Origin of the sequence: Streptomyces niger, assembly GCF_000718305.1 — a bacterium.
In the GTDB taxonomy this organism is placed as follows: Bacteria; Actinomycetota; Actinomycetes; order Streptomycetales; family Streptomycetaceae; genus Streptomyces; species Streptomyces niger.
Genome location: NZ_JOFQ01000013.1, coordinates 196,645 through 219,581 on the forward strand (window position 1 = coordinate 196,645; position 22,937 = coordinate 219,581).

The following is a 22,937-nucleotide window of genomic DNA, read 5'->3' on the forward strand; positions in this document are numbered from 1 at the left end:
TCCACATCACATCGTCATTACAAAGCCCACGGTTTGACCAGGCACCTACATCACACGCGGTAACGTCGATTGAGTGCGTACCGATGAGAAGCCCGACCAGAGGGAAGGGCGCTGGAGCGAGCTCGCCCGGCCGTATATGACACGAACACGCCACTGGCTGTTCGGCGGCACCGTGGCGGTCTACGCGGCGATCGTGCTGGGCGTGCTGACGACTTCCTGGCTGGTCACCCTCGACTGGCAGATCATGCTCTTCCGGCCGTACAAGCAGTGGCCGGACATCCACGCCTTCCTCGACTACTTCGTGGTCCTGGGCCAGCGCGGCCCGACCGCGGTCGCGGTGGCCGCGTGGCTGCTCTGGCGCTGCTGGCGGCAGCGGAACCTGCACCCGCTGCTGGTGCTCGGCGTCGCCCTGCTGATGCTGAACGTCACCGTGGGCGCCGCGAAGATCGGCATGGGCCGGCTCGGGCCGCACTACGCGACCACCATCGGCACCAACGAGATGGGGCTCGGCGGCGATATATTTCCGTCGGGCCACACGGCGAACGCCGTGGTCACCTGGGGTGTCCTGGCCTACCTGGCGACCACCCCGCTGCGCCGCAGGATCCTTTCGGTCGTGGCCGCGCTCGGCGCGCTCGGCGTGGGCATGACCACCGTCTACCTCGGTACCCACTGGGTCAGCGACGTGCTGCTGGGCTGGGCGGCCGGCGTCCTGGTGATGCTCGCGCTGCCCTGGTGCGAGCCGGGCATGGCCTGGGCCGAAGCCCGGCTGATGGCCGTGTTCTGGCGGCTGCGCGACCGGCTGGGCGGCGCGCCGCGCCCCGTCCCGGTGCCCGCGAGCCCGGCGGGCGTCACCGCCGGTGCCGGGCGGCGGGCCGTCGCCGAGGACGGCGTCCTGGTCCGCGAGCCCGCGGTGGCCGGCGGCCGGCAGGCCCGCGCGCCGGAGGCCTGGCCGCACCACCCCGCGCGGCCGCACACCGCCCGCTCGGAGCGCACTCCGGTCACCCCCTCCGGCAGCCGAAGACCGCCGCACGCGGACCGCGCCCCGCGCACCGCGCCGGTCACCACGACCGTGCGCGGCCGCTCGCAGGGCAGCTGACACGACAGGCCTGCGGGGCCGGTACGCACACACCCCCGCAGCCCACGGCCCCGGCGGCTCCTTCGCGGAGCCGGCCGGGGCCGTCGTCGTACGGGGGTGCGCGGACCGTGCCGGTCAGCCCTTCCAGGAGCGGTACACGGTGCCTTCCCGCACCTCGAAGTTCAGCCGGCCCGCCTGGTACTCCATGGTGATGATCGCGCCCGGCGGCAGCGACCTGACGGTGTTCCAGCCGCGCTCGCGGGCCCGGTCCTCGGCCCGCTGCTGTTCCAGGCCTACGTAGGTCTCCACGTTGTCGTCAGGTTCTTTCGGAAGGTTCGGTACAGGCGCCATGGCGCCACCGTATGCCTCATCCGGCGAGGTGCGGAAGGGCGGTCCTGACATGCCCGGGTGTTCCCGGTGTCCGGCATCGGTCACACTTCTGTCACAGCCTGCCGGGGCCTGTTTGACGCCACTTCCCACCCCCGAACGAGCGGCCCCGTTATCACTCCGGCAACGCGAAAAACCGGCCCGATTTCTTCTTGATCGTATTCTTCGAACCGGTCGCCACAACTGCCTCCGCGGCCCGGAAATCAATCGCCGCGAGGCGCTCGATTCCCCTTACCCGATACGGGATATCGAGCGTCCCGTAATCTTCCGACGGCTCACACTCCGCTCACATTTCCCGCACAACACCCCGGCCCGCGGGAGCCGCACGACGGGCCCGTCGGGGTACGCCGTCCCGGTCGGGGCACCGTGGCGGCAACGTCCGACGCCCCCTCGCGCAAAGGGCGTTACGGCGCGCATGATGAGACGAGCCCCAGTACGTCCTGCCGTAGTGGCGAGCCCTGGTACGTCCTGACGACGAACGAGGTGGCGCGGATGGGAACAGTGGCAGCGGAGGCGACCGCCGGGAAGGTCGTGGTCCGCCGGCCGGGCAAGGTGGTGGTCGACTGGCTGACCACCACGGACCACAAGAAGATCGGTCACCTCTACCTGATCACGTCGTTCGGCTTCTTCCTGGCCGGCGGGGTGCTGGCCCTGCTGATGCGGGCCGAGCTGGCCAGGCCGGGGCTGCAGATCCTCACCAACCAGGAGTTCAACCAGGCGTTCACGCTGCACGGCACGATCATGCTGCTGCTGTTCGCCACCCCGGCCTTCGCGGGCTTCGCCAACGAGATCATGCCGCTGCAGATCGGCTCGCCCGACGTGGCGTTCCCCCGCCTGAACATGCTCTCGTACTGGCTGTTCCTCTTCGGCGGCCTGATCGTGGTGGGCTCGCTGCTGACCCCGACCGGCGGCGCGGCCTTCGGCTGGACCGCGTACGCGCCGCTGAGCTCCATGGTCCGCTCCCCCGGCATCGGCGCCGACATGTGGATCATGGGGCTGGCGCTGTCCGGCTTCGGCACGATCCTGGGCGCGGTGAACTTCCTGACCACGATCATCGGGATGCGCGGCCCCGGCATGACGATGTTCCGGCTGCCGATCTTCACCTGGAACGTGCTCTTCACCTCGATCCTCGTCCTCCTCGCCTTCCCGGTGCTCGCGGCCTCGCTGCTGGTGCTGGAGGCGGACCGGCGGTTCGGCTCGGTGGTCTTCGAGGCGGAGTGGGGCGGCGCGCTGCTGTGGCAGCACCTCTTCTGGTTCTTCGGCCATCCCGAGGTCTACATCATCGCGTTGCCGTTCTTCGGCATCGTCACCGAGATCATCCCGGTCTTCTCGCGGAAGCCGATCTTCGGGTACACCATGCTGGTCGCCGCGACCATGGCGATCACGGCGCTGTCGCTGATGGTCTGGGCGCACCACATGTTCGCCACCGGGGCCGTCCTGCTGCCCTTCTTCTCGTTCCTGACGTTCCTGATCGCGGTGCCGACGGGGGTGAAGTTCTTCAACTGGATCGGCACGATGTGGCGCGGCTCGCTGTCCTTCGAGACGCCGATGCTGTGGGCGGTCGGCTTCCTGGTGAGCTTCCTCTTCGGCGGCCTGACCGGGGTCATCCTCGCCTCACCGCCGCTGGACTTCCACGTCACCGACACCTACTTCGTGGTGGCCCACTTCCACTACGTCGTCTTCGGCACGGTGGTCTTCGCGACCTTCGCCGGCTTCTACTTCTGGTGGCCGAAGTTCACCGGCAAGATGCTCGACGAGCGGCTCGGGAAGATCCATTTCTGGACGCTCTTCGTCGGCTTCCACACCACGTTCCTGGTCCAGCACTGGCTGGGCGCCGAGGGCATGCCGCGCCGGTACGCCGACTACCTCGCGGCCGACGGCTTCACCGCCCTGAACACCCTCTCCTCCATCGGCGCCTTCCTGCTGGGCCTGTCCACGCTGCCGTTCCTCTACAACGTCTGGCGGACCAGCAAGTACGCGCCGAAGGTCGGCCTCGACGACCCCTGGGGGTACGGCCGTTCCCTGGAGTGGGCCACCTCCTCGCCCCCGCCGCGCCACAACTTCCTCACGCTGCCCCGCATCCGCTCCGAGTCCCCGGCCTTCGACCTGCACCACCCGCGGACGGTACGCACCGCCCTCACCGAGGAGGACGCGCGGCTCCGGCCGACGCCCGGGACAGCCGCCGACTGATCTCCCGTATTCGCTCCGTGAGTTCGGCCGGCTCCCTGACCTCGAACTCGAAACCGGTCATCGCCAGCAGCACCACCAGCGCGTCCAGGCTCTGCGCCCCGGTCCGCAGCAGGCAGCTGCGGTCGTCCACCTCCGCCAAGGTGCCGACCGTGGGCGCGATGCGCTGCGCCGCCTCCGCGCGCGGCGCGTGCAGCAGGACGGTCGCGGACACCGCGTACGCGGCCGTGGAGACGCCCTGGGAGACATAGGTCGCGAGGTCCTCGGCGGGCGGCCGGCGGGGCGCCACGCGCGGGCCGTGCGGCGGGGTGGGGGTGATCCGGTCGGCGCGGAAGGTCCGCCAGTCGGCCCGGCCGGTGTCCCAGGCGACGAGGTACCAGCGGCGCTGGGCGCTGACCAGGCGGTGCGGTTCGACGGTGCGGCGGCTGACCGTGCCGTCGTGCGCGGCGTACGCGAAGCGCAGCTGCTGCCCGTCGCGGCAGGCGGCGGCCAGCTCGGTGAGCACGGCGGCGTCCACCCGGGGGCCGGCGCCGCTCACCAGCGGGACGGTGAAGTCGTTCAGGGCGCCGACGCGGCGCCGCAGCCGGGCCGGCAGCACCTGCTCCAGCTTGGCCAGCGCCCGGACGGAGGTCTCCTCGATGCCGGCCACGCCGCCGGCGGCCGCGGTACGCAGCCCGACCGCGACCGCGACGGCCTCCTCGTCGTCCAGCAGCAGCGGCGGGAGCTCGGCGCCCGCACCCAGTTGATAGCCCCCGGCGGTACCGGGGGCCGAGTGCACGGGGTAGCCGAGCTCCCGCAGCCGTTCGACGTCACGGCGGACCGTACGCGGCGTCACGCCCAGCCGGTCGGCGAGGTCCGCCCCGGACCATTCGCGGTGGGCCTGCAACAAGGAGAGCAGGCGGAGCAGGCGTGCCGAGGTCTCCAACATGCGACAGAGTCTGGCAGCGGTTGCGGACACCTGTCGTCCGCAACCGCTGCCTGCCGTGCTCCGTCGTGCGCAGCGTCCGCGCCGCTACCAGCGGTACCAGCGCGCCCGGCCGCCGCCTCCCGTACCCGTCGCACGGAACAGGAAGCCGAGCAGCCACACGACCAGAACCGCTACCGCGACCCACCACAGCGCCTTGAGTGCGAAACCGGCACCGAACAGGATCAATGCGAGCAGCAGGACCAACAGGACAGGAACCATGATTTTGCACCTCCGTCCTCCGAGTGCCCCATTCGTCGCGGGTCAATCGGGGGCGCGTGAGGTACCGGGGGCGCAGCCGCCGCGGGAGGGTCAGGAAGGATCCTGGTCTCCCGCGACCTTGACGGAGAGGTCGTTGTCGACCGTGAAGTACGGGCCGACGCGGACCTGCCCGCCCGGAGCGCCGATCGGCATCGCCGGGTACGTGAAGATCTGCTTCTTGTCCGGTACGTCGTCCAGGATCCGCGAGATGCGGACCGGCTCGGCTCCTTCGCCGGTCCGCACCCACAGGTCCCATCGCTCGGTGCCGGACCGCCAGTGCCCGGCCAGCGGGCCGTGCGGCAGGACGAACGCGAAGTCCGGCCCGTCGCCCCGCAGCGGGATGGTGACCGTGTGCCCGTCGTGCCGGGCCCGGGCCTCGGCGGACGCGCCGGAGGCCAGCGCGGCGCCGTAGAGCCGGCCCTCGACCGTGATGCCGTCGGGGGCGACCAGGATCTCGCCGGCCTCCGCGTGCGGGCCGCGCAGCCAGCTGCGCAGGGCGAGGTTGCCGTACTTGGTGGCGTACGGGATCCGGACGCCGAGCCGGCCGATGGCGGCCAGCGGGCGCCGGTCCACCAGCGACCGCAGGTCGTTCAGGCCGGGCAGCAGGCGCTGCGCGTCCCCGGCGTCCCCGAGGTCGGCGTAGACGTTCCAGCGCCCTTCGGGCAGCGCGACCGTGCTGGGCAGCACGGCCCGCAGCCGGCCCGAGCCGTTCGGCCCGAGCGGCAGCCGGATCTCGTCGGCCGGGGTCTCGCCGCCGCGCAGCCGGAGCACCAGCGCGGCGTTCCAGACCGTGCCGGCCTCCTCGCCGGCCGGCTCGGGAACGGCGATGTCGAAGGTGAGACCGCCCGCGGAGTCCGCGATGCAGTCGGCGCGCAGGGCGGTCCGCCGCGGCTGCCGGGTGCCGGACCCGGTGCCGGTGGCGGGCAGTTGCGTCGACGCGCTCATGCCGTCCGCACTCCTCTCAGTGCGGCGTGCGCCGCGTCCTTGGTGGCGTAGGCGCCGCTCAACAAAGCTCCTCTGGTGCGGTGGACCGTGGCGCGCAGCGCGCCCCGGCCGCCGCCGGTGGTCAGGTCGCCGAAGAGCATTTCGTACCGGCTCGCGATCCGTGCGGGATCGAAGCGGGCGGAGCGCTCCAGCGCGGCCCGGCCCATGCGCTGCCGGCGGTCGTCGTCCTCGATCAGCTCCAGCAGCGCGCCCGCGACGGCGCTCTTCTTCCCGACCGGTACCAGCCGGCCGTCCACGCCGTCCTCGATGATCTCGCCGGGACCGTGCGGGCAGTCGGTGGAGACCACCGGCAGCCCACACCGCATCGCCTCCACAATCGTCATCCCGAAGGACTCCAGGCTGGAAGTGACGGCCGCGATGGAGCCCTTGGCCCATTCCGGGTCCAGCGGGTTGGCCGGGCCCATCAGGTAGACATGGTTGTACAGGCCCAGTTCGTCGATCAGCGCGCGCAGCGCGGGCTTCTCCGCGCCGCCGCCGTAGATCCGCAGCCGCCAGTCCGGGCGCCGCTCGACGACCAGGGCGAAGGCGCGGATCAGCAGGTCGTACCGCTTGACCCTGGCCAGCCGACCGGCCGCGACGACCCATTTGCCGGTGCCGTCGGCGGGCTGGATGCCGGGCGCGGGGACGCTGTTGGGCACCGCCTCGATGCGCACGCCGGGCAGCCGCAGCCGCTTGCGGTAGGACCGGGCGTCCGCCTCGGTCACCGTGGTCACCGCGTCCAGCCGCGGATAGACCGCGCGCAACTGGCGGGTGAGCGCCCGGCCGTGCGTGTCGAGGGTGAGGTGCTCCTGTCCGACGCGTGCCACGCCCCGCTTGGCCTGCCGGGCGATGTGGACGTTCAGACCGGGCCGGGTCCCCACCACGACGTCGGCCTCCAGGGACCGCAGATGGGCGGCGATGCGCCGGTCGGTGAGCTCGCTGTACTGCCGGAAGCGGCCCTCGGCCGACGGGAAGAGACGGGCCTCGCGCAGGAACGCCGGGTCCTCCCCGTCGTATCCGGGGCTGTCCTTGCGGAGGTCGACGAGATGCCGCAACCTGACCCGCGCACCGGGATCGAAGACCGGCGCATCACGGTGGCGGAAGACGGACACGACCTCGACGTCGTGGTGCTCCGCCAGCGTGCGGGCGAGGTTGTACGTCGTCCGGATCGTGCCGCCGATGCCGTATGCGTTGTGAATCAGGAATGAGATCTGCATCCGTCCCCGTATCCCATGGTTTTCGCGCGAACGTAGCCAAGCGTCCGCCTACCAAACGGTTAGACCGAGGCTGGAGGTTTCGGGTTGACTCCTCTCGCTATTTTGTTCCGGAAACGTGAGCAGATCGGTAGCGAGGAGCGGGAACCTCGGGGCGGTGGTTCGCATCAGGGGCGTCGAGGGTCCCCGCTCGCAGCCCGTAGCGCCGGGCGCAGGCCGGCCAGGCGCCCCAGCCCTGCTGGTCCTGCACCCGTTCGGCGACCTGGATCTGCTCCTCGCGGGTGGCCAGGTCCGGCCGGGGGGCGAAGGCGAGGCCGCCGGCCGCCTCCCAGGTCGACTGCGTGAACTGCAGCCCGCCGAACAGGCCGTTGCCGGTGCGGGCGTGCCAGTCACCGCCGCTCTCGCACTGGGCCAGGCACCCCCAGGGCCAGTCCTCGCGGGAGCACTCGGCGGCAGCGGAGGCGCCCCGCGCCGAGAGCGCGGCGGCCGCCGGCGCCCCGGCGGCGGGGCCCACCGCGCCTTCAGCGGCGGATACTCCGGTGCCCCCATGAAGCAGGGCCACGAGCACCGCCGCGGTGAGGGCGGGCCGGCGGGCGGTGCGGACAGCGGTGCGCGCGCGGCGCGCCGTACGGGCCGGCCACGGGCGGGCCGCCGTACGAAGACTCGGGAAGAACTCCGTCGGTTCGAACACCGCCGCAGGCTAGCGGCGGTTCGGCGGAGCGGCCGCGCGGCACGCGCCCGGACACCACGTGCCCCACCCGGTCGGGTGACCGGGTGGGGCACGCCGCCACCGCCGCGCCGCGGGGAGCGGGGGGACGCACGACAGTGGCGGCGGAATCAGAACGTGAGGTGCTGGCCGGGCCTGATCGTGTGCGGATCGCCGCCGATGGCGGACTTGTTGGCCGCGTACAGCGACCGCCAGCTCACGCCACGGGCCGCGGCGATCGAGGCGAGCGTGTCGCCCCGCCGGACCGTGTACGAGCCGTCCTGGCCGCCGCGGGAGCGGCCCCGGTCGGCGCGGCTCTCGCGCACCGCCCGGTTCTCGCTCTTCCGGGCGGCCGAGGCCTCGCCGCCCACCGATGGCGCGCTGCCCGAGGCGTTCGCCCGGGCCGAGCACACCGGCCAGGCGCCCCACCCCTGGGCCGCCTGGACCTTGGACGCCACCGCGATCTGCGCGTCGCGGCCGGCCTGGTGGGCGCTGGGGGCGTACTTCTGGCCGCCGAACGCGCGCCAGGTGGAGTCGGTGAACTGCAGTCCGCCGTAGAAGCCGTTGCCGGTGTTGATGTGCCAGTTCCCGCCGCTTTCGCAGGCCGCGATGCGATCCCAGACGCCGCCGTCGGCGGCGCTCGCCTCGGGGGCGGTGGCGGCCAGCAGTGCGAGCGGTGCCACCAGGGCCGCCCCGACGAGGGCGACGGTTTCGCGACGCATGGAGCCCATTCGAAAAGGCATGGATGTCCTTTCGGAGAACCCGGGCCTCCCCCGGGCGGCGCGCCGCCGGGCGCTCAGGACGCCCGTCCGCCGCTCCGCCCCGCCCGCCGCGGGGTCCTGCGCCGCGCCACTCCGCGCGTCTCGTGGGGCGCGGCGCTGCGCTGGTCGTGCTGTCGTGCTGCGGTACTGCCGGCGTGCGGACGGCGGGCGTCCCCGGGCGGTGCTCGGTGCACACGGCCGGAGAATGTAGGGAGCCGCGCGGCACGGCATCAACCAAAGCGCTGTCGGGGCAGGCCAGTCCCGCGTTACTAGAGGTACCGACGCGTTCCGGCCACCCCATAGATTCCGTGATATCGGGATTTGTCGACCTGACGATCTCCACCCCTGTGAGCCACCTCACGCTGTTCGACTACGTGCCCCGCACATACGGTGGCGGGGAGTGACGGCTTCCGGGGCCGTGTTCACCCTGTGCGCCGATCGGTTCGATTCCGTTCACGCCCGCGCGTGACTCCTGCCACAGATCGCCCGTTGTCTTTTTACACGCCGGGATCCCCCCGGCAGCCGCACACAGATCGAGGAGTCAGCCGTGCCCCGCATGCTCGACGTCAGTGACGACGTTCGCGCCGAGATCGGCGACGAGGAGGCCGACCGCCTGCTGGCCGGCGACAACGCCCCCGGCGCTTACGACTGCACCTCCTGCCGCACCCCGGGCGACAGCGAACAGGAGCGCACCAGCACCGTCCTGTTCATCGGCGAGGAGACCGCCGTGCTGGCGTTCGCCCATGCCACGTGCATCCCGTCGCAGGTGGTCTCGGTGGCCGAGGAGCAGCTCAAGGGCGCCGTCCGCTCCATCACCGGCGAGCCCGCCGACGGCGCGCAGGCCACCGTGCCCGCCCCTGCGGGCCCGGCCGCTCCGGACGCCGCCCCGCCGGCCGCCCGTCAGGCGACCCTGGGCGTGACCTGCGGCCTGGTCCTCGTCGAGGACGACCTGCGCCCCGCCCTGGTCGTGGAGCCCAACAGCCCGATCGCCCGCCCCGGTTCGATCAGCCTCGACGACGACTTCCTCCCGCTGCTGCAGGAGCAGGGCTTCCGCCCGGTCGCCGACGTGTCCGTACTGCCCGTCCGCGGCGCCGGCTGGTCCGTGCTGCTCGCCATGGGCCAGCTGCACGCGGTGCTCCAGGGCAGCGGCGAGGCCGGCAGCCAGAACGCCTGGTGGAAGGCGCACCAGCCGCTCCCGGTCTCCGACGGCTGGCGCGCCGCGGTCAACAAGACGCAGACGGTGCTGGTGTACGCCGCGCCGCACGGCTCGATCGGCCAGCAGCCGCGCGAGGACCTGATGCGCGACGCGCTGGAGAAGGCCGCGGCGCAGGGCCGGCTGGTCGGCATGGCCATGCCGCTCGCCGGCACCTGAGCGGACCCCGCCTGCCCCGCCCTCCGGGTGGCCGCCCCTCCGTCGGGGCGGCCACCCGTCCGCGTACGGATGTCCAGGGAGTCACGCGCAGGGGGCGGAGCCCCTGCGCCATCGGCTCCCCCGGCCCCTCCGCGCTTCCGCGTATGCCCCACGATCAGCCAATTCGCCCGCAAGGCCGCATCCCGCAGGCTCCCGGGTCGTTGGCACAGACGTGCACCCATACGACCCGTCCCCCCGCGCCCCGTTCCACTCCATCCCCGGCATGCGCCCGTCGTACGAGCCCGCCGCGCACCACCTGGACCGTGGCTCGGCCACCCCGATCTACGACGCGCTCTACGCCGAGTACCGCCGCTCCTTCCGGGCCCTGCCCGGGGACCGTACGGGCGAGGACGAACTGAGCCCGGAGGTGCTGCGGCGGATCTGGCGGCGCACCACCCCCTCGGCGACCGGCCGCCGCGAGGTACCGCTGCCGCCGCAGCACTCCCGGAACCACGCCCCGGCGGCGCTGCCCCCCGCGCCCCGCGACCACCGCCCGTACCACCACTGAGCCGCTGCCGCACCCGGCGGGCCCGTCTCGCGGCCCGTACCGAGGAGCCCCGCCCCGGACCCCGGCGGGGGTCCTGGGCGGGGCTCCGGAAGCGGTGGCCGCTGGTGGCTACTTCTTCTTGTTGCGCTTCTCGCGGACCCGCACCGAGATATGGATCGGGGTCCCCTCGAAGCCGAACTCCTCGCGCAGCCGGCGCTCGATGAAGCGGCGGTAGCCGGCCTCCAGGAAGCCGGAGGCGAACAGCACGAACCGCGGCGGCTTGGTGCCCGCCTGCGTGCCGAAGAGGATGCGGGGCTGCTTGCCGCCGCGCACCGGGTGCGGGTGGGACGCCACGATCTCGCCGAGGAAGGCGTTCAGCCGCCCGGTCGGCACCCGGGTCTCCCAGCCGGCGAGCGCCGTCTCGATGGCCGGTACGAGCTTCTCCATGTGCCGTCCGGTACGCGCCGAGACGTTGACCCGCATCGCCCACGGGATCTGCACGAGGTCCCGCTCGATCTCCCGCTCCAGGTAGAAGCGGCGCTCCTCGTCCAGCTGGTCCCACTTGTTGTACGCGATGACCAGCGCGCGGCCGGCCTCGACGGCCATGGTGATGATCCGCTGGTCCTGCACGCTGATCGACTCGCTCGCGTCGATCAGCACGACCGCGACCTCGGCCTTCTCCACGGCGGCCGCCGTGCGCAGCGAGGCGTAGTAGTCGGCGCCCTCCTGGAGGTGGACGCGCTTGCGGATGCCCGCGGTGTCCACGAACTTCCAGGTCTTGCCGCCCAGCTGGATCAGCTCGTCGACCGGGTCGCGGGTGGTGCCGGCCAGCTCGTTGACGACCACCCGCTCCTCGCCGGCGACCTTGTTCAGCAGGGAGGACTTGCCGACGTTGGGGCGGCCGATCAGGGCGATACGGCGCGGGCCGCCGACGGTGGCCCCGAAGGTCTGCTCCGGCGCCTCGGGCAGCGCGTCCAGCGCGGCGTCCAGCAGGTCGCCCGTGCCGCGGCCGTGCAGGGCCGAGACCGGGTGCGGCTCGCCGAGGCCGAGCGACCACAGCATGGCGGCGTCCGCCTCGCCGGAGGGGCCGTCGACCTTGTTGGCGCACAGCACGACCGGCTTGCCGGCCCGGCGCAGCAGCTTGACCACTGCCTCGTCGGTGTCGGTGGCGCCGACCTTGGCGTCCACGACGAAGACCACCGCGTCGGCGGCCTCGATCGCGAACTCGGCCTGGGCGGCCACGGACGCGTCGATGCCGAGCACGTCCTGCTCCCAGCCGCCGGTGTCGACGACCTTGAAGCGGCGGCCGTTCCACTCCGCCTCGTACGTGACGCGGTCGCGGGTGACGCCCGGCTTGTCCTCGACGACGGCCTCACGGCGGCCGATGAAGCGGTTGACGAGAGTCGACTTGCCGACGTTGGGGCGGCCGACGACGGCGAGGCGGGGCAGCGGGCCGTGGCCGGCCGCCGCGATGTCACCCTCGACCTCGTCCGGGTCGAAGCCCTCCTGCGCGGCGAGCTCCATGAACTCCGCGTACTCGGCGTCGCCCAGCGCGCCGTGCTCGACGTGCTCGTCGCCGGTGGGGGTCTGGTCGTTCATGAAGTCCGTTCCTCGTTCTGCGTGGTCGGTGGGTCGCCGTCCCGGCGCCCACTGCTCAAGTGTCGGGGGAGTCCAGGGATTCCCCCGGCGCAACGCGCTGCCGGCCGGTCAGCGGCCGGTGCGCCGCCGCGCGTCGGTCAGGTGGGCGGTCAGCCGCTCCTGGATGCGTACGGTCGCCTCGTCCAGCGCCTTGCGGGTGCGCCGCCCGCTGCCGTCCCCCGCGGCGAACGCGTCACCGAAGACGACATCGACCCGGCCGCGCAGCGGCGGCAGCCCCGGTATCACCCGGCTCCTGCGCTCCGCGCTGCCCAGGACCGCGACCGGCACGATCGGCGCTCCCGAGCGTACGGCGAAGTACGCGAGGCCCGCGCGCAGCGACGCGAAGTCGCCCTCGCCGCGAGTGCCCTCGGGGAAGATCCCGAGGGCCCCGCCGCGCCGCAGGATGCCCAGTGCGTGCGTGACGGCGGTGCGGTCGGTGCTGCTCCGGTCGACCTTCACCTGCCCGATGCCGCGCAGGAAGGGGTCCAGCGGCCCGGCGAACGCTTCCTTCTTGATCAGGAAGTGCACCGGCCGGGGCGCGGTGCCCATGAGCATGGGCCCGTCGATGTTGTGCGAGTGGTTGACCGCGAAGATCACCGGGCCGGCCGCCGGTACCCGCCAGTCGCCCAGCACCCGCGGCTTCCACAGGCCGTTCATCAGGCCGATACCGATCCGCCGCCCGACCGCGGCGCCGCCGGCGCTCGGCAGGCCGCCGTCCTCGGTCACGGGGCGACCTGCCCCGCCTCCGCGGTCGCCGCCGGGCCGGCCTTCTCCGCGATCTTCGCCTCGATGAGGGTGACCACGCACTCGATGACCTGCTCCAGGGTCAGCTCGGTGGTGTCCACCTCGACCGCGTCGTCGGCCTTGGCCAGCGGCGAGGTCTTGCGGGAGGAGTCGGCGGCGTCCCGCTTGATCAGCGCCTCGCGGGTGGCGGCCAGGTCGCTGGCCTCCTTGCCCTTCAGCTCACCGCTGCGGCGGGCCGCACGCGCCTCGGGCGAGGCGGTGAGGAAGATCTTCAGGTCGGCGTCGGGCAGCACGGTCGTACCGATGTCCCGGCCCTCGACGACGATGCCGCGCTCGGCGGAGCCGGCGATGGTCCGCTGCAGGTCCGTGATCAGGCTGCGCACCTCGGGGACGGCGCTGACGGCGCTGACCGCGGAGGTGACCTCCTTCGTACGGATCGGGCCCGCGGCGTCCTGGCCGTCGACCGTGATGGTCGGCGCGGCCGGGTCGATGCCGGAGACGATCGCGGGCTTGCCGGCGGCCGTGGCGATCGCGGTCGGGTCCTGGATGTCGACACCGTTGGACAGCATCCACCAGGTGATCGCGCGGTACTGGGCACCGGTGTCCAGGTAGCTGAGCGCCAGCTTGGCGGCGACCGCCTTGGACGTGCTGGACTTGCCCGTGCCGGAGGGGCCGTCGATGGCGACGATCACTGCTGCCGGGGCGGCGGTTTCCACGGTGACGAACACCTTTCCTTGTGCACGGGGCGGGGATCCTGGGACCCGATGGGCCTCGGTCAAGGTTACCGGGTACACGCAGGCGTGTTTTCCCCGCACGGACGTGGGGGATTTGTGACGCTTCCGGGGGCGTCCGCCGGACCGTCTACTGCCGGATGGACCAGCCGCGCTCGCGGAGCGCCGCGGTCAGCACCGGTACGGCCGAGGGCTCGACCGTGAGCTGGATGAAGCCCGCCTGCTGGCCGGTCGCGTGCTCGATACGGACGTCCTCGATGTTGACGCCTGCCTGCCCGGCGTCCGCGAAGATCCGCGCCAGCTCGCCCGGCTGGTCGCCGATGTGCACGGCGACGATCTCGTACGCGGCCGGCGCCGCGCCGTGCTTGCCCGGCACCCGCTCGCGGCCCGCGTTGCCGCGCCGCAGCACGTCCTCGATGCCGCCGACGCCCGCGCCGCGCTCGGCCTCGTCCGCGGACTGCAGGGCGCGCAGCGACTGCACCGTCTCGTCCAGGTCGGCCGCGATCTCCGACAGGACGTCCGCGACCGGCCCGGGGTTGGCGGAGAGGATATCGATCCACATGCCGGGGTCGGAGGCGGCGATCCGCGTCACATCACGGATGCCCTGGCCGCACAGCCGTACGGCGGTCTCGTCGGCACCCCGCAGGCGCGCCGCGACCAGGCTGGAGACCAGCTGAGGGGTGTGGCTGACCAGGGCCACGGCCCGGTCGTGCGCGTCGGCGTCCATGACGACCGGGACCGCGCGGCAGAGGGCGATGAGTTCGAGGGCGAGGTTGAGGACCTCGGTGTCGCCGTTGGGGGTGGGCGTGAGGACCCAGGGCCGGCCCTCGAAGAGGTCGGCGGTCGCGGCGAGCGGCCCGGACCGCTCCTTGCCGGCCATCGGGTGCGTACCGATGTACGGCGTGAGGTCCAGGCCGAGGTCCGCCAGCTCGCGCCGCGGTCCGCCCTTGACGCTGGCCACGTCCAGGTACGCGCGGGCCGTGCCGCGCCGCATCGCGTCCGCCAGGGTCGCCGCGACGTGTGCCGGCGGCACCGCCACGATCGCCAGGTCGACGGGCGCCTCGGGCTCCTCCACGGTGCCCGCGCCGAGCGCCGCGGCCGTCCGGGCCTGCGCCGCGTCATGGTCGGCGAGGTGCACCCGGACGCCGCGGGCGCTGAGCGCCAGCGCGGCGGACGTGCCGATCAGGCCCGTCCCGATGACGATCGCGGTCCTCACTGGGCGATGTCCTTCCGCAGCGCGCCGGCCGCGCCGAGGTAGACGTGGGCGATCTCGGACTTGTCGCGCGCGCTCTCGACGTGCGCCAGGATCCGCACCACGCGCGGCATGGCCCCCGCGATGTCCAGCTCCTGCGCGCAGATCAGCGGGACGTCGGTGATGCCCAGCTTGCGCGCCGCGACGGCGGGGAAGTCGCTGTGCAGGTCGGGCGTGGCCGTGAACCACACGCTGATCAGGTCGTCCGGCACGAGGCTGTTCCGCTCCAGGATGGCGGTCAGCAGCTCGGCGACCTGCTCGTGCATGTGCTCCGCTTCGTCCCGCTCCAGCTGGACGGCCCCTCGGACCGCACGTACCGCCACGTCCTGCTCCTCGTGTTCGCGTACGCACCGCTCGCGGGCGTACGTCCCTACCTGCCTGATCAGCGTATCGACCGCCGGGCCCGGCCGCCGCGCGCGCCCGCCCTGCGAGACGGGCGTCCCGGCGGTCGGACGGCGGTCAGGCCGCCGCGTCCCACAGCGCGCCCAGCGCCAGCAGCTCCTCGCGGTACTCGATGCGGTCGGTCCAGGCCGTGGGCCAGGCGTCCGCGCCGAGGTGGGCGCCGGCGAAGGCGCCGGCCAGGCAGGCGAGGGAGTCGGAGTCGCCGGCGGAGCAGGCGCCGCGGCGCAGCGCCGACACCGGGTCCTCGGGGAAGAGCAGGAAGCAGAGCAGCCCGGCGGCCAGCGCCTCCTCCGCGATCCAGCCCTCGCCGACGGAGAGGCAGGGGTCGGTCTCCGGGTCGGGCGTGCGCAGGGCGGCGTCCAGCCGGTCCAGGACGCCCCGGCACTCGTCCCAGCCGTACGCGATGAACGCCTCGGGCGACGCGGCACCGGCGTGCTGCCACAGGTCGCCGAGCCAGTCGCCGTGGTAGGTGGTGCGGTTGCCGTGCACGTAGATCCGGAGCAGCGTGGGCAGCTCCGCCGGGTCCGCGCCCTGGGCCAGGAGCCGCACCGCCCACGCCGTGAGGTCGCTGGCCGCGAGGGCGGTGGGGTGGCCGTGGGTGAGGGCCGACTGGAGCTGGGCGGCGCCGGCCCGCTGCTGGTCGGTCAGGCCGGGCGCGAGGCCGATGGGCGCGACCCGCATGTTGGCGCCGCACCCCTTGGAGCCGGTCTGGCTGGCCGCGACCCAGGGGCGGCCGGGCTCGCTGAGCACCCGGCAGGCGGTGAGGCAGGTGTTGCCGGGGGCGCGGTTGTTCTCCGGGGAGCGCCACCAGTCGATGAACTCCTGACGGACCGGGGGCTCCAGCGTCGCGGCGGTGAGCGGGCCGTGCTCCATCGCCGTGCGCAGGCCGCGGCCGAGGGCCAGCGTCATCTGGGTGTCGTCGGTGACGAGGGCCGGCCGGGGCAGCTCCAGCTGCCGCCAGGGGCCGTACGTGGCCTCGATCGACGCCACGCTCCTGAACTCGGTCGGGTAGCCGAGCGCGTCACCGAGGGCGAGCCCGAGCATCGAGCCGGTCGCGGGATCCTTCGCGGACATGAAAAAAACCACCCCTTAGTCGTCACCGTGACGATAAGGGGTGGTCCACCGCTGCCGCAACTGCCGCCGACGGGTACCCCGCCCCGATAGCGGCCCGGTACCGCCTAGAGGTCGACCTCGCGCATCAGCATGCCGACCTCGGTGTTGGTCAGCCGGCGCAGCCAGCCGGACTTCTGGTCGCCCAGCGAGATCGGCCCGAACGAGGTCCGGACGAGCTTGTCGACCGGGAAGCCGGCCTCGGCGAGCATCCGGCGCACGATGTGCTTCCGGCCCTCGTGCAGCGTGACCTCGACGAGGTAGTTCTTGCCGGTCTGCTGCACGACCCGGAAGTGGTCGGCGCGGGCGTAGCCGTCCTCCAGCTGGATGCCGTCCTTGAGCATCCTGCCGATCTCACGCGGCAGCGGGCCCTGGATGGCGGCGAGGTAGGTCTTCTGCACGCCGTACCGCGGGTGGGTCAGGCGGTGCGCCAGCTCCCCGTGGTTGGTGAGCAGGATGATGCCCTCGGTCTCGGTGTCCAGCCGGCCGACGTGGAAGAGCCGGGTCTCGCGGTTGGTGACGTAGTCGCCCAGGCACTGGCGGCCGTCGGGGTCCTCCATGGTGGAGACGACGCCGGCCGGCTTGTTCAGCGCGAAGAAGAGGTAGGACTGGGTGGCGACGGTCAGGCCGTCCACCTTGATCTCGTCCTTCTCCGGGTCGACGCGGACGCCCTGCTCCAGGACGATCTGCCCGTTCACCTCGACGCGGGCCTCGTCGATCAGGTCCTCGCAGGCGCGCCGGGAGCCCATGCCCGCCCGGGCCAGCACCTTCTGCAGCCGCTCGCCCTCCTGGTCACCGAAGGTCTTGGGCGTCTTGATCTCCGGCTTGTCGTACCGGGCGCGGTTGCGCTCCTCGATCTTCGCGTCGTACTCGCGGGGGCGGGCCGGCCCGGAACCGCGGCCGCGGGAGCCCTTGGCGCCCTTGCCCTCCTGGCTCCGAGGGCTGCCCTTGGCGCCGGTCTTCGGGCCGCCCTTGGCGCCGCCGCGGGCCGCCGCGCCGCGCCCCTTGCGGGGCCCGTCGCCGGGGCCGCCCGAGCCGGACCCGCCCACGTCGTAGCGGCGCTCCTCGGGACGCGGCTTCCCCGCGCGCTTCTGCTTCTCGTCGCGCTTGTTGCCCGCGCCCCGGTAGTTGTTGCTACCGCTGCTGTTCCTGCCGCTGCTTCGCATCAATGATCCGTCTGGTTCGTCTGACCCGTGTGGGAGTCGCCGCTGTCGTCTACGTCGAACGACGGCACACCTTCCCGGGAATCGCCCTCGACCGCGTCCGCCTCGGGGAGGAACGGGGCGAGCTCGGGGAGCTCGTCCAGGCCCCGCAGGCCCATCCGCTCCAGAAAGTAGTTCGTCGTCCTGTACAGGATCGCACCTGTTTCGCCTTCCGTGCCCGCCTCCTCGACCAGACCGCGCTGGAGGAGGGTGCGCATCACGCCGTCGCAGTTGACACCGCGTACGGCAGAGACCCGGGACCGGCTGACCGGTTGACGGTACGCGACCACGGCCAGAGTCTCCAATGCGGCCTGCGTCAGCCGGGCCTGCTGGCCGTCCAGGACGAAGGCCTCCACGGCGTCGGCGTACTCCGGGCGCGTGTAGAACCGCCAGCCGCCCGCGACCAGCCGCAGGTCGAAGCCGCGGCCCTGCCGGGCGTACTCGTCCGACAGTTCGCGCAGCGCGATCGCCACGTCCCGGCGGCGGCGCTGCAGCACCTTGGCGAGGTGCTCCTCGGTGGCGGGCTCGTCGACGACCATCAGGACGGCCTCCAGCGCGGGCTTCAGGTCCAGCGCCGCGACCCCGAGGGCGCCGGGCGGCGCTTCGGGGACCTCGGGGGCCTGCGCCTCGGGGAGGTCGTACGTCTCCTCGGGGCCGACGGCCCCTTCAGGGCTGATCGCCTGTTCGCCGACGGCCTCTCCGCCGCCGACGGCGGGGCCGGTCCGCTCCGTGCTGTGGGCGCTCATGCCGTCTCCGTCTCCTTCTGGGGCTTCTCGTCGGTCCGCTGCTCCGCCGGGCGGTCGAACTCGTCCGTGACGACGGGCTCGGACCCGTCCTCCGTACCGGCCCAGCGGACCATCAGCTCGCCCAGCGCCTCGGGCTGGTCCAGGGCCACCGCGCGCTCGCGGTACAGCTCCAGGAGCGCCAGGAAGCGGGCGACCACCGTGAGGGTGTCCGGGGCGTCCTCGGTCAGCTCCTGGAAGGACGCCTCGCCCGCCACGCGCAGCCGCGCCACCATCACCTCGGCCTGTTCGCGCACGCTGACCAGCGGGGCGTGGATGTGATCGACGTACACCTGCGGCTTGGCCTTGGGCTGCATCGCCTTCACGGCCAGCTTGGCGAACCCCTCGGCACCGATGCTGATGACGACCTCGGGCAGCAGCTCGGCGTGGTGCGGTTCGAGCCCGACGGTACGGGGGTAGCGGCGCGCCTCGTCCTCCAGGCGGCGGCTGAAGATGTCGGCGATCTCCTTGTACGCGCGGTACTGCAGCAGTCGGGCGAAGAGCAGGTCGCGCGCCTCCAGGAGGGCGAGGTCCGCCTCGTCCTCGACCTCGGCGGCGGGCAGCAGCCGGGCGGCCTTCAGGTCCAGCAGGGTCGCCGCGACGACCAGGAACTCCGTCGTCTGGTCCAGGTCCCAGTCCGGGCCCATGGCCCGGATGTGCGCCATGAACTCGTCGGTGACCTGCGAGAGGGCGATCTCGGTGACGTCCAGCTTGTGCTTGGAGATCAGCTGCAGGAGGAGGTCGAAGGGGCCCTCGAAGTTCGCCAGGTGCAGGGTGAACCTGCCGTCCCCGGTGACGGTCGCGTCCGAGGGCCCGGCGGGCCCGCCCTCTTCGGGTACGGCTTCGGGCTCCCCCTCGGGGCCCGCCTCGGCGTCCCCTTCGTGTACGGCCTCGGGCTCCGCCTCTTCGTGTACGGCCTCGGGCTCCGCCTCAAGGGCCTCGACCGTGGCCTCTTCAGGGACCGCGGCCGCTACCGGCTCCGGCTCCGGAGCCTCGGCCGCTGCCCGATCCGGCTCTGGGGTCGCGGCCGCTGCCCGCTCCGGTTCGGGGTCCGCCGGCGTCGCCGCGGCCGGGAGCGCGGGGGCTTCCGGGGCGGGCTCCGGGGGCGGCGGCGTGCCCGGGCCGTGGCCCAGGGAGCGGCGCGGGGTGCGCGGGGCGGGCGCTGAGGGGTCGTCGTGGCTCGTCGGCATCGTGGTCCATACGCTGCGGTCCCGTGCCGCGCACGGCGCCGGGCTGGTCACCGGCGGGCGCCCCCCGCCGGTGCCGGAAGGCTAACCCGCAGGGGCCCCGCGGGCACGGACCCGGCCGCCCGGGCGGCCGGAGTTCCGCAGCATGGCCCTCAGGAGCCGCTCAGCGGCCCCTCAGCCGCCGCACGAGGATGCTGGCGTCCCCGCGGGACTCCAGGTCCGCCAGGACGACCGCGACGGCCTCCCGGACGATCCGGCCGCGGTCCACCGCGAGCCCGTGCTCGCCGCGCAGGACCAGGCGCGCGTGCTCCAGGTCCATCAGCTCCTCGGCGGACACGTAGACGGTGATCTTCTCGTCGTGCCGTTCCCGGCCGCTGGGGCGGCGGTTCGCGCCCCGGCCGCCACGCCGCCGGGCGGGGCTCCCCGCCGCGGGCGCGCCCGCGGCCGCCGCCTCCTGCCGGCGGCGCTCCTTGGCGGCCTCGTCGGCCGTGTCGCGTCCGCTGTGCTGCTCCGCGGGCACCGAGGCCCCGGACGCCGCGGCAGCGGGTTCGCCCTCCGGGCGGCGCTGTGCGGCGCCCCCCTGCTGCGGCGCGGTCGGGTCGGCTTCGCCGCCGGGCGCCGGCACGCGGGGTGCCTCGCCGTTCGCGGGGGTGCCGTTCGCCGGCCGGCGGGGCGAGGAGGACTGCAGCGCCGTCCCCCCGGTGGTGCGGAACAGCTCATCGGCGCCGGGCAGACTCACTCGGCGTGACACCGGGCGAGCACCTCCCTGGCGAGCTGGCGGTAGGCGGCGGCACCCACGGAGTTGGAGGCGTACGTGGTGATGGGCTCGCCCGCGACCGTGGTCTCGGGGAAGCGGACCGTCCGGCCGATCACGGTGTGGTACACGTGATCGTCGAAGGCCTCCACCACGCGCGCGAGCACCTCACGGCTGTGCACGGTGCGCGAGTCGTACATCGTGGCGAGGATGCCGTCCAGCTCCAGTTCGGGGTTGAGCCGTTCCTGGACCTTCTCGATCGTCTCGGTCAGCAGCGCCACACCGCGCAGCGCGAAGAACTCGCACTCCAGCGGGACGATGACCTTGTGAGCCGCCGTCAGCGCGTTGACCGTGAGCAGACCGAGCGAGGGCTGACAGTCGATCACGATGTAGTCGTAGTCGGCCAGCAGCGGCTTCAGGGCGCGCTGCAGGGTCGACTCGCGCGCGACCTCGCTGACGAGCTGCACCTCGGCGGCTGACAAATCGATATTGCTGGGGAGCAGGTCCATGTTGGGGACCGCGGTCTTCAGCAGGACCTCGTCGGCCGACATGCCCCGCTCCATGAGCAGGTTGTAGACCGTCAGGTCCAGCTCCATCGGGTTGACGCCGAGGCCGACCGAGAGGGCGCCCTGCGGGTCGAAGTCGACGAGCAGTACGCGGCGGCCGTATTCGGCGAGCGCGGCACCCAGGTTGATGGTCGAGGTCGTCTTGCCGACCCCGCCCTTCTGGTTGCACATCGCGATGATCTTCGCCGGGCCGTGCTCGGAGAGCGGCCCGGGGATCGGGAAGTAGGGAAGGGGCCGGCCGGTCGGGCCGATGCGCTCGCGGCGCTGGCGCGCGGCGTCCGGCGCGAGCGTCGCCGCGTACTCGGGGTCCGGCTCGTACTCCGCGTCCGGATCGTAGAAGTGCCCCTCGGGCAGGTCGTCGTAGTCGGCGAAACGGGCCGGGTCTGTGCCGCCCTGGTCGCCGGCCATGGCGTTCACTTGATGGCCGTCCATGCTCTGGTGGGCTGTCGTCGTCATGCTCTTCTGGGCTGCGAAGGTGTGGACAGCGACGGAGCCGACAGCCTCGTGCCCCGAGGGACCCTGGCCCCGTGCAACCGCTCCTGGTCGACCACCTCCGGGAGTAAATGTCGACTCATTCACAAGTCGTCTTACCTCCTTGGATGTGACCAGGAAACTTATCGATAGGTCAGCGTGACACCATGCCGACGGTTGGCGACTCTATGGCGTGTCGGGCGTCCGCAGCAACACAATCCACCGGACCCGGCACGATGTGTCGGCAAGGGAACACCTTGATGTCAAGGGCGCGCGGCACACATCCGTGAGGTTTCGGGGGTGTGCGAAAGGGTCGAAGAGAGACGTTCGTTACGAGTTGCGGAGGGCTCGTCGGAGGCCCCCGGCGGACGGTCGCGAAAATCTGTCGCAAACGCGACCGGCCGGGCCCGAAAGTCTCAAGGCCCGGCCGTGCGCGTGGTGTTGACGCGCCGTGTTGACGGATCAGCCCAGCAGCGTGCTCAGCTCGACGGACTCCAGGCCGTGCGCCTCGGCGACCTCGGCGTAGACGACCTTGCCGTCGTGGGTGTTGAGGCCCTTGGCCAGCGCGGGGTCCCGGCGGAGCGCCTCGACCCAGCCGCGGTTGGCCAGCTCGACGATGTAGGGCAGCGTCGCGTTGGTGAGCGCGTGGGTGGAGGTGTTCGGCACCGCGCCCGGCATGTTGGCGACGCAGTAGAAGACCGAGTTGTGGACCTGGAAGGTCGGCTCGGCGTGGGTGGTGGGACGGGAGTCCTCGAAGCAGCCGCCCTGGTCGATCGCGATGTCGACAAGGACACTTCCGGGCTTCATCTTGGCGACGAGCTCGTTGGTGACCAGCTTCGGGGCCTTGGCGCCCGGGATGAGGACCGCACCGACGACGAGGTCGGCCTCGACGACGGCCTTCTCCAGCTCGAAGGCGTTGGAGACGACGGTCTGCACCTTGGTGCCGAAGATCTTGTCGGCCTCGCGGAGCTTGTTGATGTCCTTGTCGAGCAGCGTGACGTGGAAGCCGAGGCCGACCGCGATCTGCACGGCGTTCCAGCCGGAGACGCCGCCGCCGATGACGACGGCCTTGCCCGCGTGGACGCCGGGGACGCCGCCGGGCAGCACGCCGCGGCCGCCGGCCTGGCGCATCAGGTGGTACGCGCCGACCTGCGGGGCGATGCGGCCCGCGACCTCGGACATCGGGGCGAGCAGCGGCAGCTGGCGGTTGGCGGTCTCGACGGTCTCGTACGCGATCGCCGTGGTGCCCGACTCCAGCAGCGCGTCCGTGCACTCCTTGGAGGCGGCCAGGTGCAGGTAGGTGAAGAGCGTCTGGTCCTTGCGGAGGCGGTGGTACTCCTCGGCGATCGGCTCCTTCACCTTCAGCAGCAGGTCGGCGGTGGCCCAGACCTCGTCGGCGGTGTCGAGGATGTTCGCGCCCGCGGAGACGTATTCCTCGTTCGTGATCGAGGAGCCGAGGCCGGCGTCCTTCTCGACGTACACCTGGTGTCCGTTGCGGACGAGCTCGTGGACACCAGCAGGCGTGATGGCCACGCGGAACTCGTTGTTCTTGACCTCGCGGGGGATGCCGACCTTCACGTCGATCACGGTCCTTGAATGAGAGCTTGCAGAGAAATATCCGCACATACAGACGCATGACGGATGTGACCGCGAGAGGCGCG

The 22,937-nt window shown here is 72.6% G+C and carries 23 protein-coding genes; 4 read left to right on the forward strand and 19 right to left on the reverse strand.

Going from position 1 to position 22,937, the window contains the following annotated elements:
- Positions 1-73 precede the first annotated feature (73 nt).
- Positions 74-1,096, forward strand: a complete 1,023-nt coding sequence (locus IF20_RS25080) for a phosphatase PAP2 family protein (protein WP_052867569.1) — start codon at positions 74-76, stop codon at positions 1,094-1,096.
- Between the two features lie 114 nt (positions 1,097-1,210).
- Here the strand turns inward: IF20_RS25080 and IF20_RS25085 are convergent, their stop codons facing one another.
- Positions 1,211-1,426 (reverse strand): I78 family peptidase inhibitor, encoded by a 216-nt coding sequence (locus tag IF20_RS25085; protein ID WP_052867571.1) that lies wholly within the window; start codon positions 1,424-1,426, stop codon positions 1,211-1,213.
- A gap of 528 nt (positions 1,427-1,954) precedes the next feature.
- Here IF20_RS25085 and ctaD point away from each other — a divergent pair.
- Positions 1,955-3,652: an aa3-type cytochrome oxidase subunit I gene (gene ctaD, locus IF20_RS25090; RefSeq protein ID WP_052867573.1), complete on the forward strand. Its 1,698-nt coding sequence runs from the start codon at positions 1,955-1,957 to the stop codon at positions 3,650-3,652.
- Here the strand turns inward: ctaD and IF20_RS25095 are convergent.
- From IF20_RS25095 to IF20_RS25120, 6 genes are all read right to left on the reverse strand, one after another.
- Positions 3,600-4,577: a helix-turn-helix transcriptional regulator gene (locus IF20_RS25095; RefSeq protein ID WP_052867574.1), complete on the reverse strand. Its 978-nt coding sequence runs from the start codon at positions 4,575-4,577 to the stop codon at positions 3,600-3,602. The genes ctaD and IF20_RS25095 overlap by 53 nt on opposite strands.
- A gap of 84 nt (positions 4,578-4,661) precedes the next feature.
- Complete coding sequence (locus tag IF20_RS25100; protein ID WP_052867576.1) at positions 4,662-4,835, reverse strand: hypothetical protein; 174 nt, start codon at positions 4,833-4,835, stop codon at positions 4,662-4,664.
- A 90-nt stretch (positions 4,836-4,925) separates the two neighbouring features.
- On the reverse strand, positions 4,926-5,819 hold the full coding sequence (locus tag IF20_RS25105; protein ID WP_110944522.1) for a hypothetical protein: 894 nt from the start codon (positions 5,817-5,819) through the stop codon (positions 4,926-4,928).
- Entirely contained in the window at positions 5,816-7,075 is a 1,260-nt protein-coding gene (locus IF20_RS25110) for a glycosyltransferase family 4 protein (RefSeq protein ID WP_052867578.1), read from the reverse strand. Before IF20_RS25110 ends, IF20_RS25105 begins: the two co-directional genes overlap by 4 nt.
- A gap of 97 nt (positions 7,076-7,172) precedes the next feature.
- Positions 7,173-7,763: a transglycosylase family protein gene (locus IF20_RS25115; RefSeq protein WP_052867580.1), complete on the reverse strand. Its 591-nt coding sequence runs from the start codon at positions 7,761-7,763 to the stop codon at positions 7,173-7,175.
- 146 nt (positions 7,764-7,909) lie between these two features.
- Positions 7,910-8,500, reverse strand: coding sequence for a LysM peptidoglycan-binding domain-containing protein (locus IF20_RS25120; protein WP_324605594.1), 591 nt, complete (start codon positions 8,498-8,500; stop codon positions 7,910-7,912).
- Positions 8,501-9,095: 595 nt separating this feature from the next.
- Between IF20_RS25120 and IF20_RS25125 the strand changes: the two genes are divergently transcribed.
- A complete protein-coding gene (locus IF20_RS25125) occupies positions 9,096-9,911 on the forward strand; it encodes a hypothetical protein (protein ID WP_052867582.1) in 816 nt (271 codons plus the stop codon).
- A gap of 211 nt (positions 9,912-10,122) precedes the next feature.
- A complete protein-coding gene (locus tag IF20_RS25130; RefSeq protein WP_110944523.1) occupies positions 10,123-10,458 on the forward strand; it encodes a hypothetical protein in 336 nt (111 codons plus the stop codon).
- 108 nt (positions 10,459-10,566) lie between these two features.
- On the opposite strand, the gene der is transcribed toward IF20_RS25130, so the two are convergent.
- The 12 genes from der to ald form a co-directional block, all read right to left on the reverse strand.
- Positions 10,567-12,036: a ribosome biogenesis GTPase Der gene (gene der, locus IF20_RS25135; RefSeq protein ID WP_052867584.1), complete on the reverse strand. Its 1,470-nt coding sequence runs from the start codon at positions 12,034-12,036 to the stop codon at positions 10,567-10,569.
- Positions 12,037-12,144: 108 nt separating this feature from the next.
- Positions 12,145-12,732, reverse strand: a complete 588-nt coding sequence (locus IF20_RS25140) for a lysophospholipid acyltransferase family protein (protein ID WP_407702553.1) — start codon at positions 12,730-12,732, stop codon at positions 12,145-12,147.
- 65 nt (positions 12,733-12,797) lie between these two features.
- Complete coding sequence (gene cmk / locus IF20_RS25145; protein WP_052867586.1) at positions 12,798-13,547, reverse strand: (d)CMP kinase; 750 nt, start codon at positions 13,545-13,547, stop codon at positions 12,798-12,800.
- A gap of 133 nt (positions 13,548-13,680) precedes the next feature.
- Entirely contained in the window at positions 13,681-14,766 is a 1,086-nt protein-coding gene (locus tag IF20_RS25150; RefSeq protein ID WP_052867587.1) for a prephenate dehydrogenase, read from the reverse strand.
- Positions 14,763-15,125, reverse strand: coding sequence for a chorismate mutase (gene aroH / locus IF20_RS25155; protein ID WP_052867588.1), 363 nt, complete (start codon positions 15,123-15,125; stop codon positions 14,763-14,765). Before aroH ends, IF20_RS25150 begins: the two co-directional genes overlap by 4 nt.
- 136 nt (positions 15,126-15,261) lie before the next feature.
- Positions 15,262-16,278, reverse strand: a complete 1,017-nt coding sequence (locus tag IF20_RS25160; protein ID WP_052867589.1) for an ADP-ribosylglycohydrolase family protein — start codon at positions 16,276-16,278, stop codon at positions 15,262-15,264.
- Positions 16,279-16,382: 104 nt separating this feature from the next.
- Entirely contained in the window at positions 16,383-17,480 is a 1,098-nt protein-coding gene (locus IF20_RS25165) for a pseudouridine synthase (RefSeq protein ID WP_052867590.1), read from the reverse strand.
- A complete protein-coding gene (gene scpB / locus IF20_RS25170) occupies positions 17,480-18,262 on the reverse strand; it encodes an SMC-Scp complex subunit ScpB (protein WP_234426811.1) in 783 nt (260 codons plus the stop codon). Before scpB ends, IF20_RS25165 begins: the two co-directional genes overlap by 1 nt.
- Entirely contained in the window at positions 18,259-19,488 is a 1,230-nt protein-coding gene (locus IF20_RS25175) for a segregation and condensation protein A (RefSeq protein WP_052867591.1), read from the reverse strand. Before IF20_RS25175 ends, scpB begins: the two co-directional genes overlap by 4 nt.
- Positions 19,489-19,648: 160 nt before the next feature.
- On the reverse strand, positions 19,649-20,236 hold the full coding sequence (locus IF20_RS25180) for a hypothetical protein (protein ID WP_407702552.1): 588 nt from the start codon (positions 20,234-20,236) through the stop codon (positions 19,649-19,651).
- On the reverse strand, positions 20,221-21,384 hold the full coding sequence (locus IF20_RS25185) for a ParA family protein (RefSeq protein WP_103836289.1): 1,164 nt from the start codon (positions 21,382-21,384) through the stop codon (positions 20,221-20,223). Before IF20_RS25185 ends, IF20_RS25180 begins: the two co-directional genes overlap by 16 nt.
- A 354-nt stretch (positions 21,385-21,738) precedes the next feature.
- Complete coding sequence (gene ald, locus IF20_RS25190; protein WP_052867636.1) at positions 21,739-22,854, reverse strand: alanine dehydrogenase; 1,116 nt, start codon at positions 22,852-22,854, stop codon at positions 21,739-21,741.
- Between the last annotated feature and the right edge of the window lie 83 nt (positions 22,855-22,937).